Origin of the sequence: Glaciecola petra, assembly GCF_031846345.1 — a bacterium.
GTDB lineage: Bacteria > Pseudomonadota > Gammaproteobacteria > Enterobacterales > Alteromonadaceae > Glaciecola > Glaciecola petra.
The window spans coordinates 188,092-204,835 of sequence record NZ_JAVRHX010000002.1; the positions used below are offsets into that span (position 1 = coordinate 188,092).

Genomic DNA, 16,744 nt, shown 5'->3' on the forward strand with positions numbered 1-16,744 from the left:
CGCCTTAAAACCAAGCTAAAACTGCCTCAAAACCAACTCAAAATCAGAAAAGCTTATTTAGATACACCGGAAGGTGTTGGAAACTGTACTTGGCTTTCAAGTTTATAGGTTTGCCAATGTGCTAGCATATCTTGATAAACAAGAGGATATTCACCCTTAAGGTTATTTTGCTCACCCGCATCTTCAGCAAGATTGTATAGTGCAAAATTTTGCGGGTCGAAAGGCTTTGTTTCATTGACTAGCTTCCAATCACCTTTTCGCACCACAATGTTATGTCGATGTTCCATGGCAAACACATAGTTGGCATCATGCAAAAAATCAGCTTTTTGCTCTAAAAGAGAGGCCATAGAAGCGCCTTTTAAAGGATAGACTTCCTTTCCTAAAAATGATTCTGGGTAATCAATTTGCGCATATTCATAAAAAGTTGGAGCGATATCGAGTAGTGATGTGAATGTTTTAGTGACGGTTCCTTTATGCTTAACCATGGCCCCAGATATAAGCATTGGGCTGGTAATGCCGCCTTGTGTTGTATAGCCTTTAAAGTACCTGAAAGGTGCTGAGCCGGCTTCAGCCCATTGAGGACCGTACGAAATAAAGGAATCTTTTTTACCCATTTCAGCATAAGCGTCGGTGTAGTTTGCGTTCAAAAATTCTGCAAAATAAGGATGGTAGTAAAAATCATTGGCGGCAGCGCCATTATCAGACATAAAAACAATAAGGGTATTTTCGAACTGATTTGTTTGTTTAAGGTAGTCTACTATGCGACCAATATTAACGTCTAAATTGTCAACCATACCCGCATAAAGTTCCATTTTACGTTCTTCAATTAGTTTTTCATCAGCGCTTAAAGTACTCCATGGCTTTACACTTTCATGGGTATCTGGTAGTTCTGCAGATTCAGCTATAAGCCCCAGCTTTTTGAGGCTAGTAAAGCGATTTTGTCTTAACACCTCGTAACCATCGCGGTACTTACCTTCATATTTCTTCCAATACGCTTCGTCTACTTGCAAAGGCCAATGGGGTGAGGTGTATGCCGCAAATGCAAAAAATGGCTTGTCGCTATCTTTGTTATTGTCAATATATTCGATAATTTTAGAGGTATAAACGTCGGTTGAGTAATCGCCTTCTTTCCATTTAACAGGCTCATTATTTTCTAGATAAGTGCTCACCGGATCGCGAGCTAACCAACCTTTGTCACTATAGTGATTTGCCACACCTTCAGGAATAATAAATGATTGCGCAAAGCCTTTATTGGCTGGAAGGTGGTCTGGCGCTGTACCTAAATGCCATTTACCTACCATGCTGGTATGATAGCCGGCTTTCTGCAACAAAGCGGGTAAGGGCACAATGCGGTCGGTTAAATGACCTTCATAGCCAAAGGCTTGCGAATTTAAGTCTTGGCTTCCCATACCAGCAATATGATTATCGTTGCCCGACAGCAACATTGCTCTGGTAACAGCACACATAGGCGCGGTATGGAAATTACTAAAGCTAAGGCCGCTAGACGCCAGCATATCTATATTCGGAGTGTCTATTTCTCCGCCAAAAGCACCAATATCGGTATAGCCCATATCGTCTGCAACAATTAACAAAATATTAGGGCGCTTAACTTCTAAGCCGTTTACCTCGCGGTTGATTTCTTGCTTGGAGCAGCCGCTAAAAATAGTTAAAATAACAATTGCAAAAATCACAATCAGAGAATCTTTCATTTTTGAAGGGTTCATTATCACTGCATCAATGCCATAGCAAAATTGGTTTTTTATACTAGCATTAAATTTCATTTAAAAAAGCTTAACGCTACACATAGCGAAATTATCTACATAGGCAAGTCACCGCAGAATAATCCCGCGTGGTCTCAAAATACATACTTTAATGTGCAAAGGTGTTACCAATACGTGTTAACATAAAATTTACACTACTGACATGAAGTATGCTAACCATGCATCAATGATATAAAAACTAAGGCGGCTTAACCAGAATGTCTCACATCGAAACTCCTGCAAAAGATATTGTATCATTGCCACTTAAAGGCGCTTATGGCACCGGTACCCTTGTTCTTAATTTATTGCCTGCGTCAGTCAGCATTTTCGCTTTTTTCTTGGTCACTGCGTATGGAATGGACCCTGTATTGGCGGGTCTTTTAACAGGCTTGCCAAGAATTTTTGATGCCATTACTGACCCTATCATGGGATTTATAACCGATAACACCAAATCACGTTGGGGCAGACGCCGGCCCTATATTGTTATTGGCTCTATTTTGAGTGGTGTGCTTTTTGCGCTTATGTGGCAGATGGATCCTGAGGCTTCCCAACAATACAATTTTTGGTATTTTTTGTTGTTTTCATTAGCATTTACTATCGGTAATACGATGTTCGCAACCCCTTTTGTCGGCTTGGGTTACGAAATCACCACTGACTATAATGAGCGCACCCGTTTAATGGCAATAGCGCAGTTTATGGGACAAATCGCTTGGATGATAGTGCCTTGGTTTTGGGTACTGATTGCTAACCCTGATTTATTTGAGACTCAAGCGGAAGGCGTGCAAAAAATGGCCTTAATTGTGGGCGGGATTTGTATGATTTTAGGGATTGTACCGGGCCTATTTTGTAAAGGAATCGACAGCGACCATATTGATAATACCAAAGAAATTTCATTGCGCACCATGGGCACAAATCTAGTCGCTATTGTGAAAGGTATAATACAAACTTTCCAAAATCCATCATTTGTGAAGCTCTGTGCGGCAACTTTTCTAATCTTTAATGGCTTCCAGCTAGTTTCTTCTTTCGCTTACTATATTATTGTGTTTCATATGTATAACGGTGACTACGGCGCCGCCGGTAATTGGCCAGCATGGTACGCCACAGCAAGTGCTTTAATGACTGCATTTTTTGTTATTCCAATTGTTTCGTGGATGGCAAACAAATGGGGTAAACGTATGGCATTTATAATTTCTACTTCAATTTCAATTGTTGGCTACGGATTAAAATGGTATGGCTTTACCGCGGGTAATACATGGATGATATTTTTACCTATTCCCATGTTTTGTTTCGGTATAGGCGGCTTGTTTACTCTTATGTTGAGCATGACCGCTGATGTGTGTGATTTAGATGAATTAAAAAATGGCATGCCACGAAGAGAAGGTACTTTTGCCGCTATTTATTGGCTAATGGTAAAAATTGGGCAAGCCATTGCTATGATCTTAGGCGGCGTAGTGTTAAGTTTTGTTGGCTTTGACCAAAGCCTAGCGGTACAAACAGCCGAGACAATGACCAAACTAAGAATTGCAGATATTGTAATACCGGCAAGCACCGCAGCCCTAGCAATATGGGTCATGTGGTCTTACGATTTGGACGAAGATCGCGCACGGGGAATTCAAAAAGAGTTAATAGAACGCCGCGGCGAGTTATAAACGGTTGATAAATAGCCGACTAGCGGGTGCCAAAAATTTTGTCGCCCGCATCGCCTAAACCTGGCAAGATATACCCATGTTCATTTAGTTTTTCGTCGATTGCCGCGACATAAATATCAATGTCAGGATGCTTTTGCAGTACCGCTTCAATTCCTTCTGGTGCAGCGACTAAAAACAACCCTAATATTCGCTCACAGCCTTTAGCTTTAAGCAGCTCAATTGTTGCCATTAAGGTGCCGCCGGTGGCTAACATTGGGTCTACTATAAGCGCTGTTCTTAATTCAACGTCTTTAACTACCTTGTCAAAATAAGCCACAGGCTGCAAAGTTTCTTCGTTTCGATATAAACCAACTACGCTTATTTTTACATTGGGCATAAGGGCCAAAACACCATCTAGCATGCCTAAACCCGCACGTAATATCGGTACTACAGTTATTTTTTTCCCTTTCAGTTTTTGCACAGGGATGGGTTCGCCTGCCCACCCAGTGATATCAACATTTTCTACCTCAAGGTCTCGTGTAGCCTCGTATGTCAGTAAATTTCCCACCTCACTGGCTAACTCTCTAAAGTCTTTGCTACTGACTTTGGCTTTGCGCATGAGTCCTATTTTATGCTGAATAAGGGGGTGTTTTATTTCGTAAACTGGCATACCGAACCTTCTTTTATTTTTAAACCTTAGTCATTACTGTGCAAACTGTCGTTTAGTCCACCCCACAGTGAAGCGTCTGTAACGAGAGCTTCTACAACACCTGTTTGACTATTACGTCGATACAGCAAGCCTGATTTACCAGACAATGCTTTAGCCGAAACAACAGTGCCATCTGGCGTTTTCACTTTTGTACCGGCGGTAACATATAAACCGGCTTCTACAATGCATTCATCACCTAAGGAAATACCAATACCGGCATTTGCGCCGAGCAGACTGCGCTCACCAATAAAATTGATTTGTTTTCCGCCACCAGAAAGGGTACCCATAATAGATGCGCCAGCACCTACATCGGAATTTTTGCCGACAATAACTCCGGGAGTCACTCGTCCTTCAACCATTGATTCGCCAAGAGTACCTGCATTAAAGTTTACAAAACCTTCATGCATTACCGTAGTGCCAGAGGATAAATGAGCACCAAGTCTAATTCTGTCAGCGTCGCCTATTCTTACACCCGGCGGAATAACATAGTCAGTCATGCGCGGAAACTTATCGATAGATGTAATGGTTAAGTGATGATACTCACCACTAATTGCGCTGCGTAACTCGTCTACTTTGTTTGGCAATACTGGACCAGCCGAAGTCCATGCGACATTATTTAATAAACCAAATATTCCATCTAAGTTTTGCCCATTAGGTTTCACTGCGCATTCAGACAATAAATGTAAGCGTAAATAGGCTTCTTCCGCACTAGCAGCCGGCTCGTCTAAAGAGTCAATATCTACAGTAATGAAGTCACTTTTGATAATACCCACTTTTTCAGCTAAGCAACTTCTAGCTAACTTTTTGTTGTCTCGAGGGAACCATACATCAAGAGTTTTACCTGATTGTACATCGCTGTATCTGTGTCCTATGCGGCTAATTTTCATTTTTTACCTTTTAAAAAGTGTGTTTGAATCTCAAGTATATAAGGGTTTTAGTGTTTTTCGCTCTGTTACCCTCTGACTGAATATTATCCCATTGCCTGTTTGATAAAAAAAGCTTTACCGTAGAAATTTTATCAATCATTGAAGATGCAATATCAAGTAATGACTATTTAGAAGTGTTAGGGCATTTTTTGTGTACTGCTAATAAATCTTACTTACATACAAATTGCCTATTTGTTGCTAATATTTACCAAACTTTGTTAAGAGAGCTTAGCATGCAACTGCCACTACTGATTCAAATCAAAGCAAAAGGTTTTGCTGTTCTTTTTGTATGTTTACTTTTTAGTGCTTTTAGTACAAATATTCTTGCTAACGCCAATCTCTTTGCCAAGGCCAACAGTACACAAGTCATCAATCCTCTAGAAACTAAAGAACAAAGTTGTAAATTTACAAATGTTGTATTTAAAGTCGATTTTGAAGGCGCAAGGCTTAATAGCTGCGAACAGCTTTCACAACATGAATTTATGTTGAGTACAGACGCTGAAAATCGACCCATAAACCCAAGCCCTTGGTATGCGTTTAAAGTTGAATCGTCGCTTACGCAAGACATTGATATAGTTTTGCGAGCGATTGAATCGAGACCTCGTTATTTACCTAAAATAAGTACAGACGGCAAAACATGGCAGTCATTGCCTTTTTCAGTTAGTGAACAAAACATGCATTTTACTATTCCACAATCTAAAACGCCGATATGGATTGCGGGACAAGAAATTCTAGATAATCAAAGTTATTTAGATTGGAAAAACGAATTACTTTTGAAGAGTGAAAACTTACGACATGTGGTTATTGGCGAATCCACGCAGGGTCGAGATATTCACGCTTATATATCTCAGCAGCAAGATAACCATGAGTGGGTAGTGATTATTGGTCGTCAGCATCCTCCGGAAATAACTGGCGCATTAGCTCTCAAAGCGTTTGTTGAAACCATGTATATCGATGCAATTAATCCTGCTTTTTTTGAGCGTTTTAATGTACTCATTGTGCCAAATATGAATCCCGATGGCGTCGCTGCTGGGAATTGGCGTCATTCCTCAACTGGGGTGGATTTAAATAGAGATTGGCATAAATTTGAACAAATAGAGACTCGGCTGGTAAGAGACAAAATACTGAGTCTTTTAGGTGAGTACTCTAAATTGGTATTTGCCTTAGATTTTCATTCTACCCAGCAAGATATTTTTTATACCATGCCCACCGATTATCATGTGGCCCCCGCTAATTTGGTCAACGAGTGGTTAAAAGAATTAAAACCACGCCTTGCCTCGTCTTTTGTTATTCGTGAGCGGCCAGGCTCTAGTCCTGGCAGAGGCGTTTTTAAGCAATATATTGCCGATAAATTTAATGTACATGCCGTGACCTATGAAATGGGCGACAATACTAACCGTAAGATGATAGAGCATGTGGCAAAAGAGGCTGCGATATCGTTAATGGATAAGCTGTTGACTACTGATAGCGATGATTTTGTTTATCTTGACGATAAAACAGGCGGGACAAAAACCAACTCCCCCTAACCCCTAATATTGTCTAGGTTCTTCCTTCAATGCTAAATAAGCGACAAATATCAAACCAATTGGGGGCAAAAGTGACAAGAAAAACCCTATTGCTCCAGCACTAACGGGATTCATTGCTTTTGCCTCGGCTAATTGATAACTCATCCATGTGATGGTCGTCACAAAGACAAAACACGATACTACAAATAAAAACATCACCATAACGATACCCTCACTTGCTTATTTTTTTAGTATAAAAATGCCAACCTGTTTGCTGGAAGCCTGCAACAATTGATTAATCCATAACATGTTGATTTGCCGAAATTGTTAAAGGGTGATAACCCGGTTTCGCTTCTAAAAACGCTTTTTGGGCAAAGGCTTTGCCTTCAGGCGTTAAAACAAGCTCTCTATATAGTGGTGCCACCAATTTGTTGCGGCCAATACTCACTAAATAAGTATATAAACGAGGAAACGCCGATTGATAATTATTTCTAATCGCCATGAGTAACCAGCTATGTGCAATTTCGTTGTTTGCGGACTGTGTTAACGCAAATGCGGCATCTAAGTCGCCTAACTGCTTTTCGCTGAGTTGCTTAGGCATATTATTCAAAAAATATAGCCATTGATGCACGGTCCATGAGTTTGTTTGAATATCGCTTGCTTGCATACTGCCACTCAACCAATTACTCCGTGCTGAATCTACAATTAAAAAAGCGTCTGATTCGGGCACTGGGGCACCATTAGGAATGCCGGGCTCAAAAATCCACTCTTCAATCCGACTTTTAATTAGTTGGTCGCTATATTGCTCCAACAAGGTTTTATCCAAATAGTCGATAAATTCATCGGTTGTAATGCTTTTAAAGGCATAATCTTCAAAATACTGTAGTAAAAATTTATCAAAATTATCACGACCAATCTTTTGTTCAATTTCGCGTAAAAACAAAGCGCCTTTTTCGTAAGGAATGTTTGAAAAAACGTCATCTGCATCACGGCCTCTAAGGTCAATGGCCAATATTTGATCGCTTGGCGTTAAGCTGGCGATATCCTTTTGCAGATCTTGGTAACCAAGCACAGCTTCCATATTATAACGATCAGTACCGTATATCATTTCCATGATGCGGTAAGTTAAATAAGTAGTGAAGCCCTCGTTTAACCACAAATCTCGCCATGTGGCGTTACTAATTGTGTTACCCGACCAACTGTGTGCTAATTCGTGGGCAATTAATGCGACCAAACTCTTATCGCCAGCAATAACAGTTGGTGTAATAAATGACAATCTCGGGTTTTCCATTCCGCCGAAAGGAAACGACGGCGGCAATATGAGTAAGTCGTATCTGTCCCAACTATATGCTCCGTATTTACTTTCGGTAACTTCAAGCATGCTTTCTGTATCTTCAAACTCAGCTGCCGATGCTTCGAGCAGGGCGGGTTCTGAATATACACCGGTGCGTTCTCCCATTGGTTTAAAGGCTAAGTCACCTATAGCTAACGCGATTAAATAAGAGGGAATGGCTTGAGGCATTTCAAATTCATACACGCCATCTCGGGGTGTATTTGGGTCGTTGGCTGCACTCATGACTGCTAGTAAGGACTCTGGCGTTCGGATGGTTGCGTTATAGGTAACCCTTACTTGGGGTGAATCCTGCAAAGGGATAAAGCTTCTAGCATGTATGGCTTGCGCTTGTGTAAACAAAAAGGGATGTTTTTTACCTGCGGTTTGCTCCGGGCTTAACCATTGCACACCTGACGCATTTGGCGAAGTGCTGTAACTCACCTTTACCTTTTTGGCAACATCACCTACTTGAATATGCAAGGCAGCACCAAGGTTTTCGTCAGCGGGCTTCAATTCGAATTCGGCGGCTTCGCCAGCAACAGTCACGCTTTCAATGCTTAGGTTACGTGTATCTAATATCAATGTAGTAGCGTTGGCATCGTGACGTTGCATTGTTAGTTCTGCAAAACCGATTAGGCTTCTTTTTGTGAAGTCTGCAGTTAGGTCTAAAGCAATATGGCTCACACTAATCTGGTCTGGATTAGCAAAGGAATGATAGTCTTTTCCGGTTTCAAAAGTGTCATTGATGGACTCTGCTTGCAAACTTGCCGTGCTTGCTTCAATCGGCTTCGTTTCGTCTTCTATCGCGGGCGTGCGAGTATGTTCTGAGCAAGCAATCAAAGCGATAAAGGAAATAAGAAGCAGCAATTGTTTTAGGTTAATTTTCATTATTATCGTCATTAAAGAATCTGTTTTATCCAGTAAAACTTTATCTAAGAGGGAAGTTATAATTGCTAACGCTAAATGAAAACATCAAGATTATCAATCATTAACTGAATTTTACCTTAAGAACTGTACCTGGGTTTGTGTCTATTTGGACTAAACGAATGTATTTCCGCAATGCTTGGGGTAAGAATTTTTGTAAACAGTTGGTCGTATTCTGAATTAAGAGCTTGAATGATGGGTATGCATTCTATAATTTATAGGTGTAGTTAGTTTGAATTTTAGATTAGAAATAACGCATAGAATAGGCTTAGCGTTAATCAAAAAATAAGGCAAAATTGGTAAGTGGACACGAATAATATGCAAAAAATCCTTTTACTTACCGCACTCATCGCCAGTGTCTTTATCTCAGGTGGGTGCACAAATGACAACGCTAAGAACGAAGAAACGCTTCCTACAAAGCCGCCGGAGTGGACTAAAGAAGCAATTTGGTATCAAATTTTTGTTGAACGCTTTCATAATGGCGATGTTACCAACGACCCTACGTCAGAAAGCATACAGGGTTCGTATCCAGGGTATATTCCTGATGATTGGAAATTGACTCCGTGGACACAAGATTGGTATCAAGCTGACGAGTATTTCTCATCACTCGATGGTAAAACTGATTTCACCGGTAACGAAATTTCAAGTTTTGATGCAAAAACCGCGTTACGCCGCTATGGTGGGGATTTACAGGGCGTGATAGATAAACTCGACTATTTGCAAACCTTAGGAATTAATGCGATATATTTTAACCCAATTAACGACGCCCCATCGATGCATAAATATGATGCTCGTCATTGGCGTCATGTTGATGTGAACTTTGGTCCTGAACCTGCAAAAGATCGGGAAATTATTGCAGATGAAGATCCTAGCGACCCCGATACATGGGAGTTCACCCATGCCGACAAGCTGTTCCTAGCACTTATAAAACAAGCAAAAGCGCGCGGTATCAGAGTTATTTTAGATTATTCATGGAACCATACGGGTCACACTTTTTGGGCATGGCAAGATCTTCTAAAAAATCAACAATCCTCTGATTATGCAGACTGGTATTGGGTAAAGCAATTTGATGATCCGGACACACCTGATAACGAATTTGAATATCGAGGTTGGTTTGGCGTATTTGATTTACCCGAAATCAAAGAGACCGTTTATGCAGACCATGCGGAAAAGGTCTCGTTAGTTGAGGGGAATATTTATAGCCAAGCGGCAAAAGAGCATATATTCGCCATTACTCGTCGTTGGCTTGATCCAAATGGCGATGGCGACCCAGAGGATGGCATTGACGGTTTTAGACTTGATGTGGCAGCAGAAGTACCCATTGGATTTTGGCGCGAATATCGTGAGGTGGTTAAAAGGCTAAATCCAGAAGCTTACTTGGTGGGTGAAATTTGGTGGGAAAAATTTCCTGACGACCTATTTGACCCTCAACCCTTTTTACAAGGTGATATATTTGACGCAGTAATGAACTATCGTTGGTATAGAGAAGCTAGACGTTTTTTTGCTGAAGCGCCAAACCCAATAAGTGCAAATGAATTTTCTAATAGATTGGCTTCATTTACAAACAACTTAGCACCTGAATATCCATACGCGATGATGAATATGTCGGCTAGTCATGATAGTCCGCGTTTATCCACATCGTTTTACAATAACAATAAATATAAATTCAACGCAAAAGAAACCCAAGATGCAAACTATAAAATTAACAAACCAGATTTAGATACGACTTTGCGGGTAAAACTAATGCTCGCTCATCAATATACTTACGTTGGTGCACCACAAATTTGGCAAGGTGATGAAATGGGTATGTGGGGAAGCGACGACCCTCACAATCGTAAGCCCTTAATTTGGCCAGAATTGACCTTTGATGACGAGAAAGTACATCCATTGGGCAAGCCTAAAAAAGCAGATAAAGTCGCATTTGATCAAAGTATGTTTGACTACTATCAATCTTTAATAAAACTACGTCAAAGTTCAGCCGTTTTAAGGCTTGGTGAAATACAATTTGATAGTTATGATGATGGTGAGCGCTTACTATCTTATCGTCGTTTCTGGCCTGATTCAAACGATATGGCAACACAAAAATCATCTCAAGCGTGGGTAGCTTTTAATCTTCAAGAACGTCCTGTCGACATAGAAATACCAGAACAAATACTAAACACAAATAGTTGGACATTGTGGCAATCTAGCGATATCAAAATTAAACAAGCTGTACCAGCCGAAACACTCACTTTAAATGGACTCAGTGCTCTTATTATCATAAGCGAGTAATAACTTTCACCCACTAAAATCGATATTTTAATACTGAGGATTTTTGGTAAAACTGAATATAATCAATGCTGTTCGTAAATAATTGAATTTTACAATTTTGCAGTGACAGCAAGCATTCTATTCAATTATTGACCGGCAAAAAGCCATCTTAAGTGCGGTGGTTCGAAGCCAAATTCCCATCCAGCATTTAAGACTCATTGCGTACACATTCAGTATGAAAGTTTATTGTAATATGTGATACTTTTTTTACTGAGTCGGCTTATTGTCATTTACTAATTGAAATAAGTCTTATATCAACGCTGGGTACATGCGGGATAAAACTTATTTAAGGAGTTGCTTAATGCTGGATTGGGCTAAAATTTCTAATGATGTAGAGCATGCATTAACCCTAGACGATAGTGCGTTAAAGACTTATCTGAAAACTATCGAAGGCACTCAAGAAGCAGCGCATATTAAGCGCCTTCTTCAGCAATCTAATAACAGAATGGACTTTCTAGCGACTTCTATTTCAAATGAAGGCAAAGATAAGTTAAATCCAGAAAATGACAACGTGCTTGAAGCAGGTTCGTTTGTTGGTCCATGGCAGATTGAACATGCAATTGGACAAGGCGGCATGGGCGACGTTTATCAAGCCAAGCGCGCAGACGGCCTATACGAACAAACCGTTGCTATTAAAGTTATGCAAGGCCTATCACCATCGCGGGCTGCACTTTTTGAGGTAGAACGACAACGGCTTGCATTAATGAACCATCCGGGGATTGCGCGTATTATTGACGGCGGCACCAGTGCTGATGGTCGTCTTTTTATGGCAATGGAATTTATAGATGGTCAAGCTATTACAGAATATATTGCTAACAATAATTTAAGCCTTAAATCTCAGTTAGTCATGTTTTTACACTTGTGTAATGCAGTAGAACATGCACATTCGCAACTCGTTTTACACCGCGACATCAAAGCTCAAAATGTGCTAGTTAACCAGCAAGGCAAACCTTGCCTTATTGATTTTGGCATCGCTTCTGATCTTGAAGATGAAACAGGTCATGTAGCGGCTTTTAGTCTCGCAACAGCCGCTCCAGAGCAATTAAAAGGAGAGACGGTTTCAGTTCAAACAGATGTGTTTGCACTGGGCTTATTGTTACACGAAATTGTGTCTGGAAAAGCCGCGATCCGCCAAGACGATGGTGGCATGCAAGTAAGTAATGATGCAATAGCCGACCGAGATATACTTGCGATTATCGAAAAGTCTTTGGCACTGCAAGTAGAGAACAGATACAGTTCGATATCTTCGCTTACGGATGACATTTCGGACTATTTAGACTGCAAACCAGTATCGGCAAGAATAGACACTTGGCGTTATAGAGCAAGCAAGTTTATACAGCGCTATCCTTTTGCTAATCTCTTTGGTCTACTCGCAGTCATTTCACTCACGGTTGGCTTAGTCGCAAGCTTAAATTTTGCCAAGCAGGCAGACACCGAAGCGCAGCGAGCAAAACTTGCCCTTACAGAATCTGAACAAAGTTTAGCCCAAGCTAATTTTTATTTAGATCGTGCAGATTTGTTCCATGCAACTCAATCGGCCTACGCCGACACCTTACAATCCATGTTTGGCGCAGAGGCAGACGTTGACAAACAAACGAGTATTCTTAAAGGTAGGTGGCAGCAGGCTTATGAATTGCGCGAAAGTGATCCCAATAATGCCGCGTTTTTGAGTTATGCAATTGGTCGCCACTTTTTGTTTCGTAACGATTACTTAACCGCGATAGATGTTTTTCAACCTTGGGTGGACGAAGAGTATGGTCCACCAGCTCTTTTGGGATTTGGACGTCAGATGCTCGCCATTGCCTACTTTTCTGTTGGTCGAGAGCAAGATGCTTTGCCATTGTTACGCAAAACAGAAGCATGGATGGCTGCTAGTTTTGATGCAAATACACCCGACCACATTGCTGCTGCGACGCAAATTGCCATTCTAACTGAAGAACCTGATGACATAACAAAGGCAGAAGGCCTTTTGCTCAAAGGTTTGAGCGTAGAAATTGTTGATCCACTTGCCATGTATTTTTGGAATCAAACATCAAAATTGCGACAGTTACGAGGAGATTTTCCTGCGGCTTATGAGGCGATAAAGGAAGTAGCGAATATTATTGATGCCAAACCTTTAATCGAGATTTCAGGCACCGATACAGGCTTACTTAATTTGGCTGAATTTGAACTGTGGCATACACAAGATTTGGATCGAGCTGAAACAATAGCGAGGCGCGTTATAGATACCGTTGTGGCAAAAAAAGGCGAAAGCAGAGAGCTCGGCATCGCGTATTCGGTTTTGGCAAATAGGGCAATGTTACAAAATGATGTTGATGCAGCCTTGTCATATATTGATCAAGCGATTCCGATTATCGAAAAATATAGTGGAGCAAGCTCTAATAGCTCTATTTACGTTGTGCTTGATAAGGCTGAATACCTCGCTTTAAATAATGACGCTAGTGCCAAACTGATATTGCGACAAGTCGCCGACAGGTTAAGTGAAAAAAAGCCTTCTTCGCATTTAGATACTCGTTTAGGATTGGCGGAGTTGTTTGTAAGCTTTCAATTAGAGGGCTTGGATGCGGCAAATAAACTTGCACAAGAAAAATTGCTAGATACCGAAGTTATACAAAAAAATATTGAGTTAAGTTTTATGAGAGAGCGCCTGGTTTCTCTAGGTGTAAGCTCTTTAGTTGCAGATTCACTTGAAAAGGCTCAATAGAAGAAGCTCGCTAGATTATGACTGATTTGGTGAAAATCTAAGCCGATGAATCCATTTTTTCTGCTAACCACGCCTTGGCAAGCTGCCAATCGCGTCTTATTGTGCGCTCAGAGACACCTAATGCAATGGCGGTTTCTGACTCTGTCAGACCTGCAAAATAGCGAGCATCAACCACTTTAGATAAACGTGGCTTTTTACATTCTAGTTTTTCGAGTAAATCGTTAATTGAGAGTATTTGCTCTGGTGTTTCACTGTATTCTGGCAGTAAGGTTTCATCTTCACTCAATGCTAGATTATTGTTTCCACTACCATGTTTTACGGTAAGCTTTTTACGTGCATGATCAACAATAACCTGCCTAATCGCTAAGCTAGCCGTGCGGATAAACTGATCTTGCGATTGCCAAACGGTTTTACCACTTAGTTTTAAAAAGCAATCATGTAGGATGTCTTCTGTCATCAAGGTAGCACTTTGTGCAACCCTGCGTCTTCGGTTTCGGGCCAGCCTCAGTAATGGTTCATAAGCTTGCTCTAGTAAGTGGCTTGCGATATGACGCTCTTGGTCACTATAACCTTCAGTCTTGTTAGTTTGCGTTGCACTCATTTACGTCTTAATACCTTCTAACTGCTTCTCTTTTTAGATTGCCTAAAAAACAAACACGATACAAGAAAATATTTTTGTCCGGTTTTTATTCGTTTTCTCGTTAAGTGTTTTGATGTAGCCGAATTTTCGGTTCGTTGCATGGACATTCAGATAGAAAGGAGATTATCAAATGGGTGAGCGCAAGCTAGGTTGGCTAGGGTTGGTTGTTGTTTTGTATGGAACATTGCTAGGACCCAACGAAGTAGCAGCAGGTGTTGAAGATATTGCTGTTGTTCAAGTCATTGAAGAAGACGTATTGGTGAGAGGCAGAACCGCTTACTACACCTATCGCTTACAAATTAACAACCCTGATGTCCCCTTAACTGACGTCACTGGTGTAGTTTCCAGCACTGATCGCAGTATTCGTGTGACAAAGCGCAATCTAAATTTTGGTGATGCCGCGACTAACATTCTAGTGTCGAGTACCGACACTTTCACCATTCGAGTAAGCTCAAGAATTAGCCCTAATTTGTCTCTCTTAAATTATGTGTTTAGTGGTGAAGAGCTTATTGTTAATGATGACACAACGCCCCCTACAATAAGCGCTCAACTTAGCACGCAAGCAAATCAAAATGGCTGGCACAATGCGCCAGTTAAGGTTTCGTTTATTTGTGCTGATGATGTCTCGATTGCGTCTTGTAGTGATGATGTGTTGATAGATAGCGATGGCGCAAACCAAGTTATCATAGGCACTGCTGTTGATACGTCAGGCAATAGCAGCCAAGCACAAGTGACGATTAATTTAGATACTCAAGCACCCAATATCGTTGCTAATCTTGCTCCCAGTACCGATACCCCTCCCAGTGATAATTCGAGCTTGCTACAAAAAGTGAGGCTAAACACCTTGAGTGAGCCTAGTGCCGAAATTGCGGTTTCAGAAGTAGAACAAGGTCAAGTAACTTTTTTAACTGACTACGCCTCAGATGCAAACGGTCAAGGACAAGTCGCCAATATTAATCTTGAGCTGGGTGATAATGAATTTGAAATTACAGCCACAGACATTGCAGACAATCAAGACGAACTAGCCTTAACGCTTGAACGCTTGCAGTGTCAGGCAAATATAAGCAGCAAGCCTTTTTATATTGAATCTTTCCCTCTCACCAACAGCGATTTATCTGAACTCGACCCAACAAACGCAGCGTTTTCTGGCGCGTATCATCAATTTAGGGCGGATGCAGGAGATGCAATTTTAGTGGTGCCAGGCTTTATTAACGACGATGTCTTACTCGATTGGGTGTTCGTTGATGGCGGTGAAGCTAGTGTGCAGGTATTGATAAACGACGGCAGCAGTGTATTTAGCGCAGCAAGTTTATTTACTAGTGGTTTCATGACCCCGACTACAGCGATACTTGCTAATTTAGTCGATTCTGAAGCACTTGATTTGGCGATTGGACATAGTGACGGCAGTGTTGCTATTTATGCAGGCTTGGGTGATGGTAGTTTTGCTTCACAAGCAACAGAAGTCTTTTTTCAAGCAAGTGCTATTGTTGAAATCACCTTAGGTGATTTTAATCAAGACGGCTTCAGTGATTTACTCGTCCTAGACGATTCAAACTTAAATCTCTATACCCGAAACGACAACTCATCTATTCAATCGGTTATTACCAACGGAGAATTTAGCAATGGCTTGTCAGGCTGGATGGCCAATGCAACTGGACACAATGCGTCTGGACAAAAGAGCCAAGAAGCCGGTCGTGTAACACGCTCTGCCAACGGAGCTCAGTTGTTTGAGAACGAATCGTTTTTGGTTAGCTTGTATCAAAAATTTACCCCTTCAGCAGACTACTCACAACTGCAATTTACCCTTTCGTCTATTCTTTTAGAGCAAAGTGAGGGGGCTATTCCTGACGTACTCGAAGTCTCTTTGCTCGATGCTAACAATCAATCTTTGGTGGACACCGTCAACGCAAGCGCCAGTTCATTTTTGAATATTGCTGCTGACGGAAGTGTAAATGTCGCAAATGGCGTGAACTATAACAATGGACAAGTCAGCGTAGACATTTCAGGCGTACAAGGTGAGGCCATTCTATATTTTGATTTGATTGGTCAGCCCCCAGGAGGAGGCGCAACTTATGTTGTGTCAGCAGTAGATGCAGGTGACACCATGATAGTCGACAATAGCTATTTGTCTTCCGTTATCAACAATGGATTGTCTAATGCCGGAGGAACTGTATTTTGTGATGCGATTAGTAGCGCCCCACCAATCTTGGTAGCCAATTCAAACAATACCGAGGTCCTTATTTTTCAGGCCGATAATAACGGAAGCTTTATCCTAACAGAGACGCTTGCACAGGGAGGGCAATAA

Annotated in this window: 11 protein-coding genes; 5 read left to right on the top strand and 6 right to left on the bottom strand. The window is 41.2% G+C overall.

Going from position 1 to position 16,744, the window contains the following annotated elements; translation table 11 throughout:
* Nucleotides 1-53: 53 nt before the first annotated feature.
* Complete coding sequence (locus RM552_RS08775; protein WP_311368451.1) at nt 54-1,781, bottom strand: arylsulfatase; 1,728 nt, start codon at nt 1,779-1,781, stop codon at nt 54-56.
* Between the two features lie 197 nt (nt 1,782-1,978).
* Here RM552_RS08775 and RM552_RS08780 point away from each other — a divergent pair, with 197 nt between their 5' ends.
* Nucleotides 1,979-3,409: an MFS transporter gene (locus RM552_RS08780; protein WP_311368452.1), complete on the top strand. Its 1,431-nt coding sequence runs from the start codon at nt 1,979-1,981 to the stop codon at nt 3,407-3,409.
* 19 nt (nt 3,410-3,428) lie between these two features.
* On the opposite strand, the gene upp is transcribed toward RM552_RS08780, so the two are convergent.
* Together upp and RM552_RS08790 are read right to left on the bottom strand one after the other, a co-directional pair.
* Nucleotides 3,429-4,058, bottom strand: coding sequence for a uracil phosphoribosyltransferase (upp, locus tag RM552_RS08785; RefSeq protein WP_311368453.1), 630 nt, complete (start codon nt 4,056-4,058; stop codon nt 3,429-3,431).
* Nucleotides 4,059-4,084: 26 nt separating this feature from the next.
* Nucleotides 4,085-4,984, bottom strand: coding sequence for a DapH/DapD/GlmU-related protein (locus RM552_RS08790; RefSeq protein WP_311368454.1), 900 nt, complete (start codon nt 4,982-4,984; stop codon nt 4,085-4,087).
* Nucleotides 4,985-5,256: 272 nt separating this feature from the next.
* Between RM552_RS08790 and RM552_RS08795 the strand changes: the two genes are divergently transcribed.
* Complete coding sequence (locus RM552_RS08795) at nt 5,257-6,549, top strand: M14 family metallopeptidase (RefSeq protein ID WP_311368455.1); 1,293 nt, start codon at nt 5,257-5,259, stop codon at nt 6,547-6,549.
* Between the two features lie 3 nt (nt 6,550-6,552).
* Here the strand turns inward: RM552_RS08795 and RM552_RS08800 are convergent, their stop codons facing one another.
* Together RM552_RS08800 and RM552_RS08805 are read right to left on the bottom strand one after the other, a co-directional pair.
* The gene (locus RM552_RS08800; RefSeq protein ID WP_311368456.1) at nt 6,553-6,750 is read right to left on the bottom strand and encodes a hypothetical protein; all 198 of its coding nucleotides are present in this window, start codon (nt 6,748-6,750) and stop codon (nt 6,553-6,555) included.
* Between the two features lie 73 nt (nt 6,751-6,823).
* The gene (locus RM552_RS08805; RefSeq protein WP_311368457.1) at nt 6,824-8,749 is read right to left on the bottom strand and encodes a M1 family metallopeptidase; all 1,926 of its coding nucleotides are present in this window, start codon (nt 8,747-8,749) and stop codon (nt 6,824-6,826) included.
* A gap of 354 nt (nt 8,750-9,103) precedes the next feature.
* On the opposite strand from RM552_RS08805, the gene RM552_RS08810 reads away from it, so the two are divergent.
* Both RM552_RS08810 and RM552_RS08815 read left to right on the top strand, forming a co-directional pair.
* A complete protein-coding gene (locus RM552_RS08810) occupies nt 9,104-11,056 on the top strand; it encodes a glycoside hydrolase family 13 protein (protein ID WP_311368458.1) in 1,953 nt (650 codons plus the stop codon).
* Between the two features lie 340 nt (nt 11,057-11,396).
* Nucleotides 11,397-13,799: a serine/threonine-protein kinase gene (locus RM552_RS08815; protein WP_311368459.1), complete on the top strand. Its 2,403-nt coding sequence runs from the start codon at nt 11,397-11,399 to the stop codon at nt 13,797-13,799.
* A 37-nt stretch (nt 13,800-13,836) separates the two neighbouring features.
* On the opposite strand, the gene RM552_RS08820 is transcribed toward RM552_RS08815, so the two are convergent.
* Nucleotides 13,837-14,400 carry an ECF-type sigma factor gene (locus RM552_RS08820; protein ID WP_311368460.1) on the bottom strand — a complete coding sequence of 188 codons (564 nt, stop codon included), beginning with the start codon at nt 14,398-14,400 and terminating at the stop codon, nt 13,837-13,839.
* A gap of 169 nt (nt 14,401-14,569) precedes the next feature.
* Here RM552_RS08820 and RM552_RS08825 point away from each other — a divergent pair, with 169 nt between their 5' ends.
* A complete protein-coding gene (locus RM552_RS08825) occupies nt 14,570-16,744 on the top strand; it encodes an FG-GAP repeat domain-containing protein (RefSeq protein WP_311368461.1) in 2,175 nt (724 codons plus the stop codon).

What these genes read in the sequence shown, in the direction of transcription:
- RM552_RS08775 (WP_311368451.1), bottom strand. Translation starts at nt 1,781, where the DNA reads ATGAAATTTAATGCTAGTATAAAAAACCAATTTTGCTATGGCATTGAT.
- RM552_RS08780 (WP_311368452.1), top strand. Translation starts at nt 1,979, where the DNA reads ATGTCTCACATCGAAACTCCTGCAAAAGATATTGTATCATTGCCACTT.
- upp (WP_311368453.1), bottom strand. Translation starts at nt 4,058, where the DNA reads ATGCCAGTTTACGAAATAAAACACCCCCTTATTCAGCATAAAATAGGA.
- RM552_RS08790 (WP_311368454.1), bottom strand. Translation starts at nt 4,984, where the DNA reads ATGAAAATTAGCCGCATAGGACACAGATACAGCGATGTACAATCAGGT.
- RM552_RS08795 (WP_311368455.1), top strand. Translation starts at nt 5,257, where the DNA reads ATGCAACTGCCACTACTGATTCAAATCAAAGCAAAAGGTTTTGCTGTT.
- RM552_RS08800 (WP_311368456.1), bottom strand. Translation starts at nt 6,750, where the DNA reads ATGGTGATGTTTTTATTTGTAGTATCGTGTTTTGTCTTTGTGACGACC.
- RM552_RS08805 (WP_311368457.1), bottom strand. Translation starts at nt 8,749, where the DNA reads ATGAAAATTAACCTAAAACAATTGCTGCTTCTTATTTCCTTTATCGCT.
- RM552_RS08810 (WP_311368458.1), top strand. Translation starts at nt 9,104, where the DNA reads ATGCAAAAAATCCTTTTACTTACCGCACTCATCGCCAGTGTCTTTATC.
- RM552_RS08815 (WP_311368459.1), top strand. Translation starts at nt 11,397, where the DNA reads ATGCTGGATTGGGCTAAAATTTCTAATGATGTAGAGCATGCATTAACC.
- RM552_RS08820 (WP_311368460.1), bottom strand. Translation starts at nt 14,400, where the DNA reads ATGAGTGCAACGCAAACTAACAAGACTGAAGGTTATAGTGACCAAGAG.
- RM552_RS08825 (WP_311368461.1), top strand. Translation starts at nt 14,570, where the DNA reads ATGGGTGAGCGCAAGCTAGGTTGGCTAGGGTTGGTTGTTGTTTTGTAT.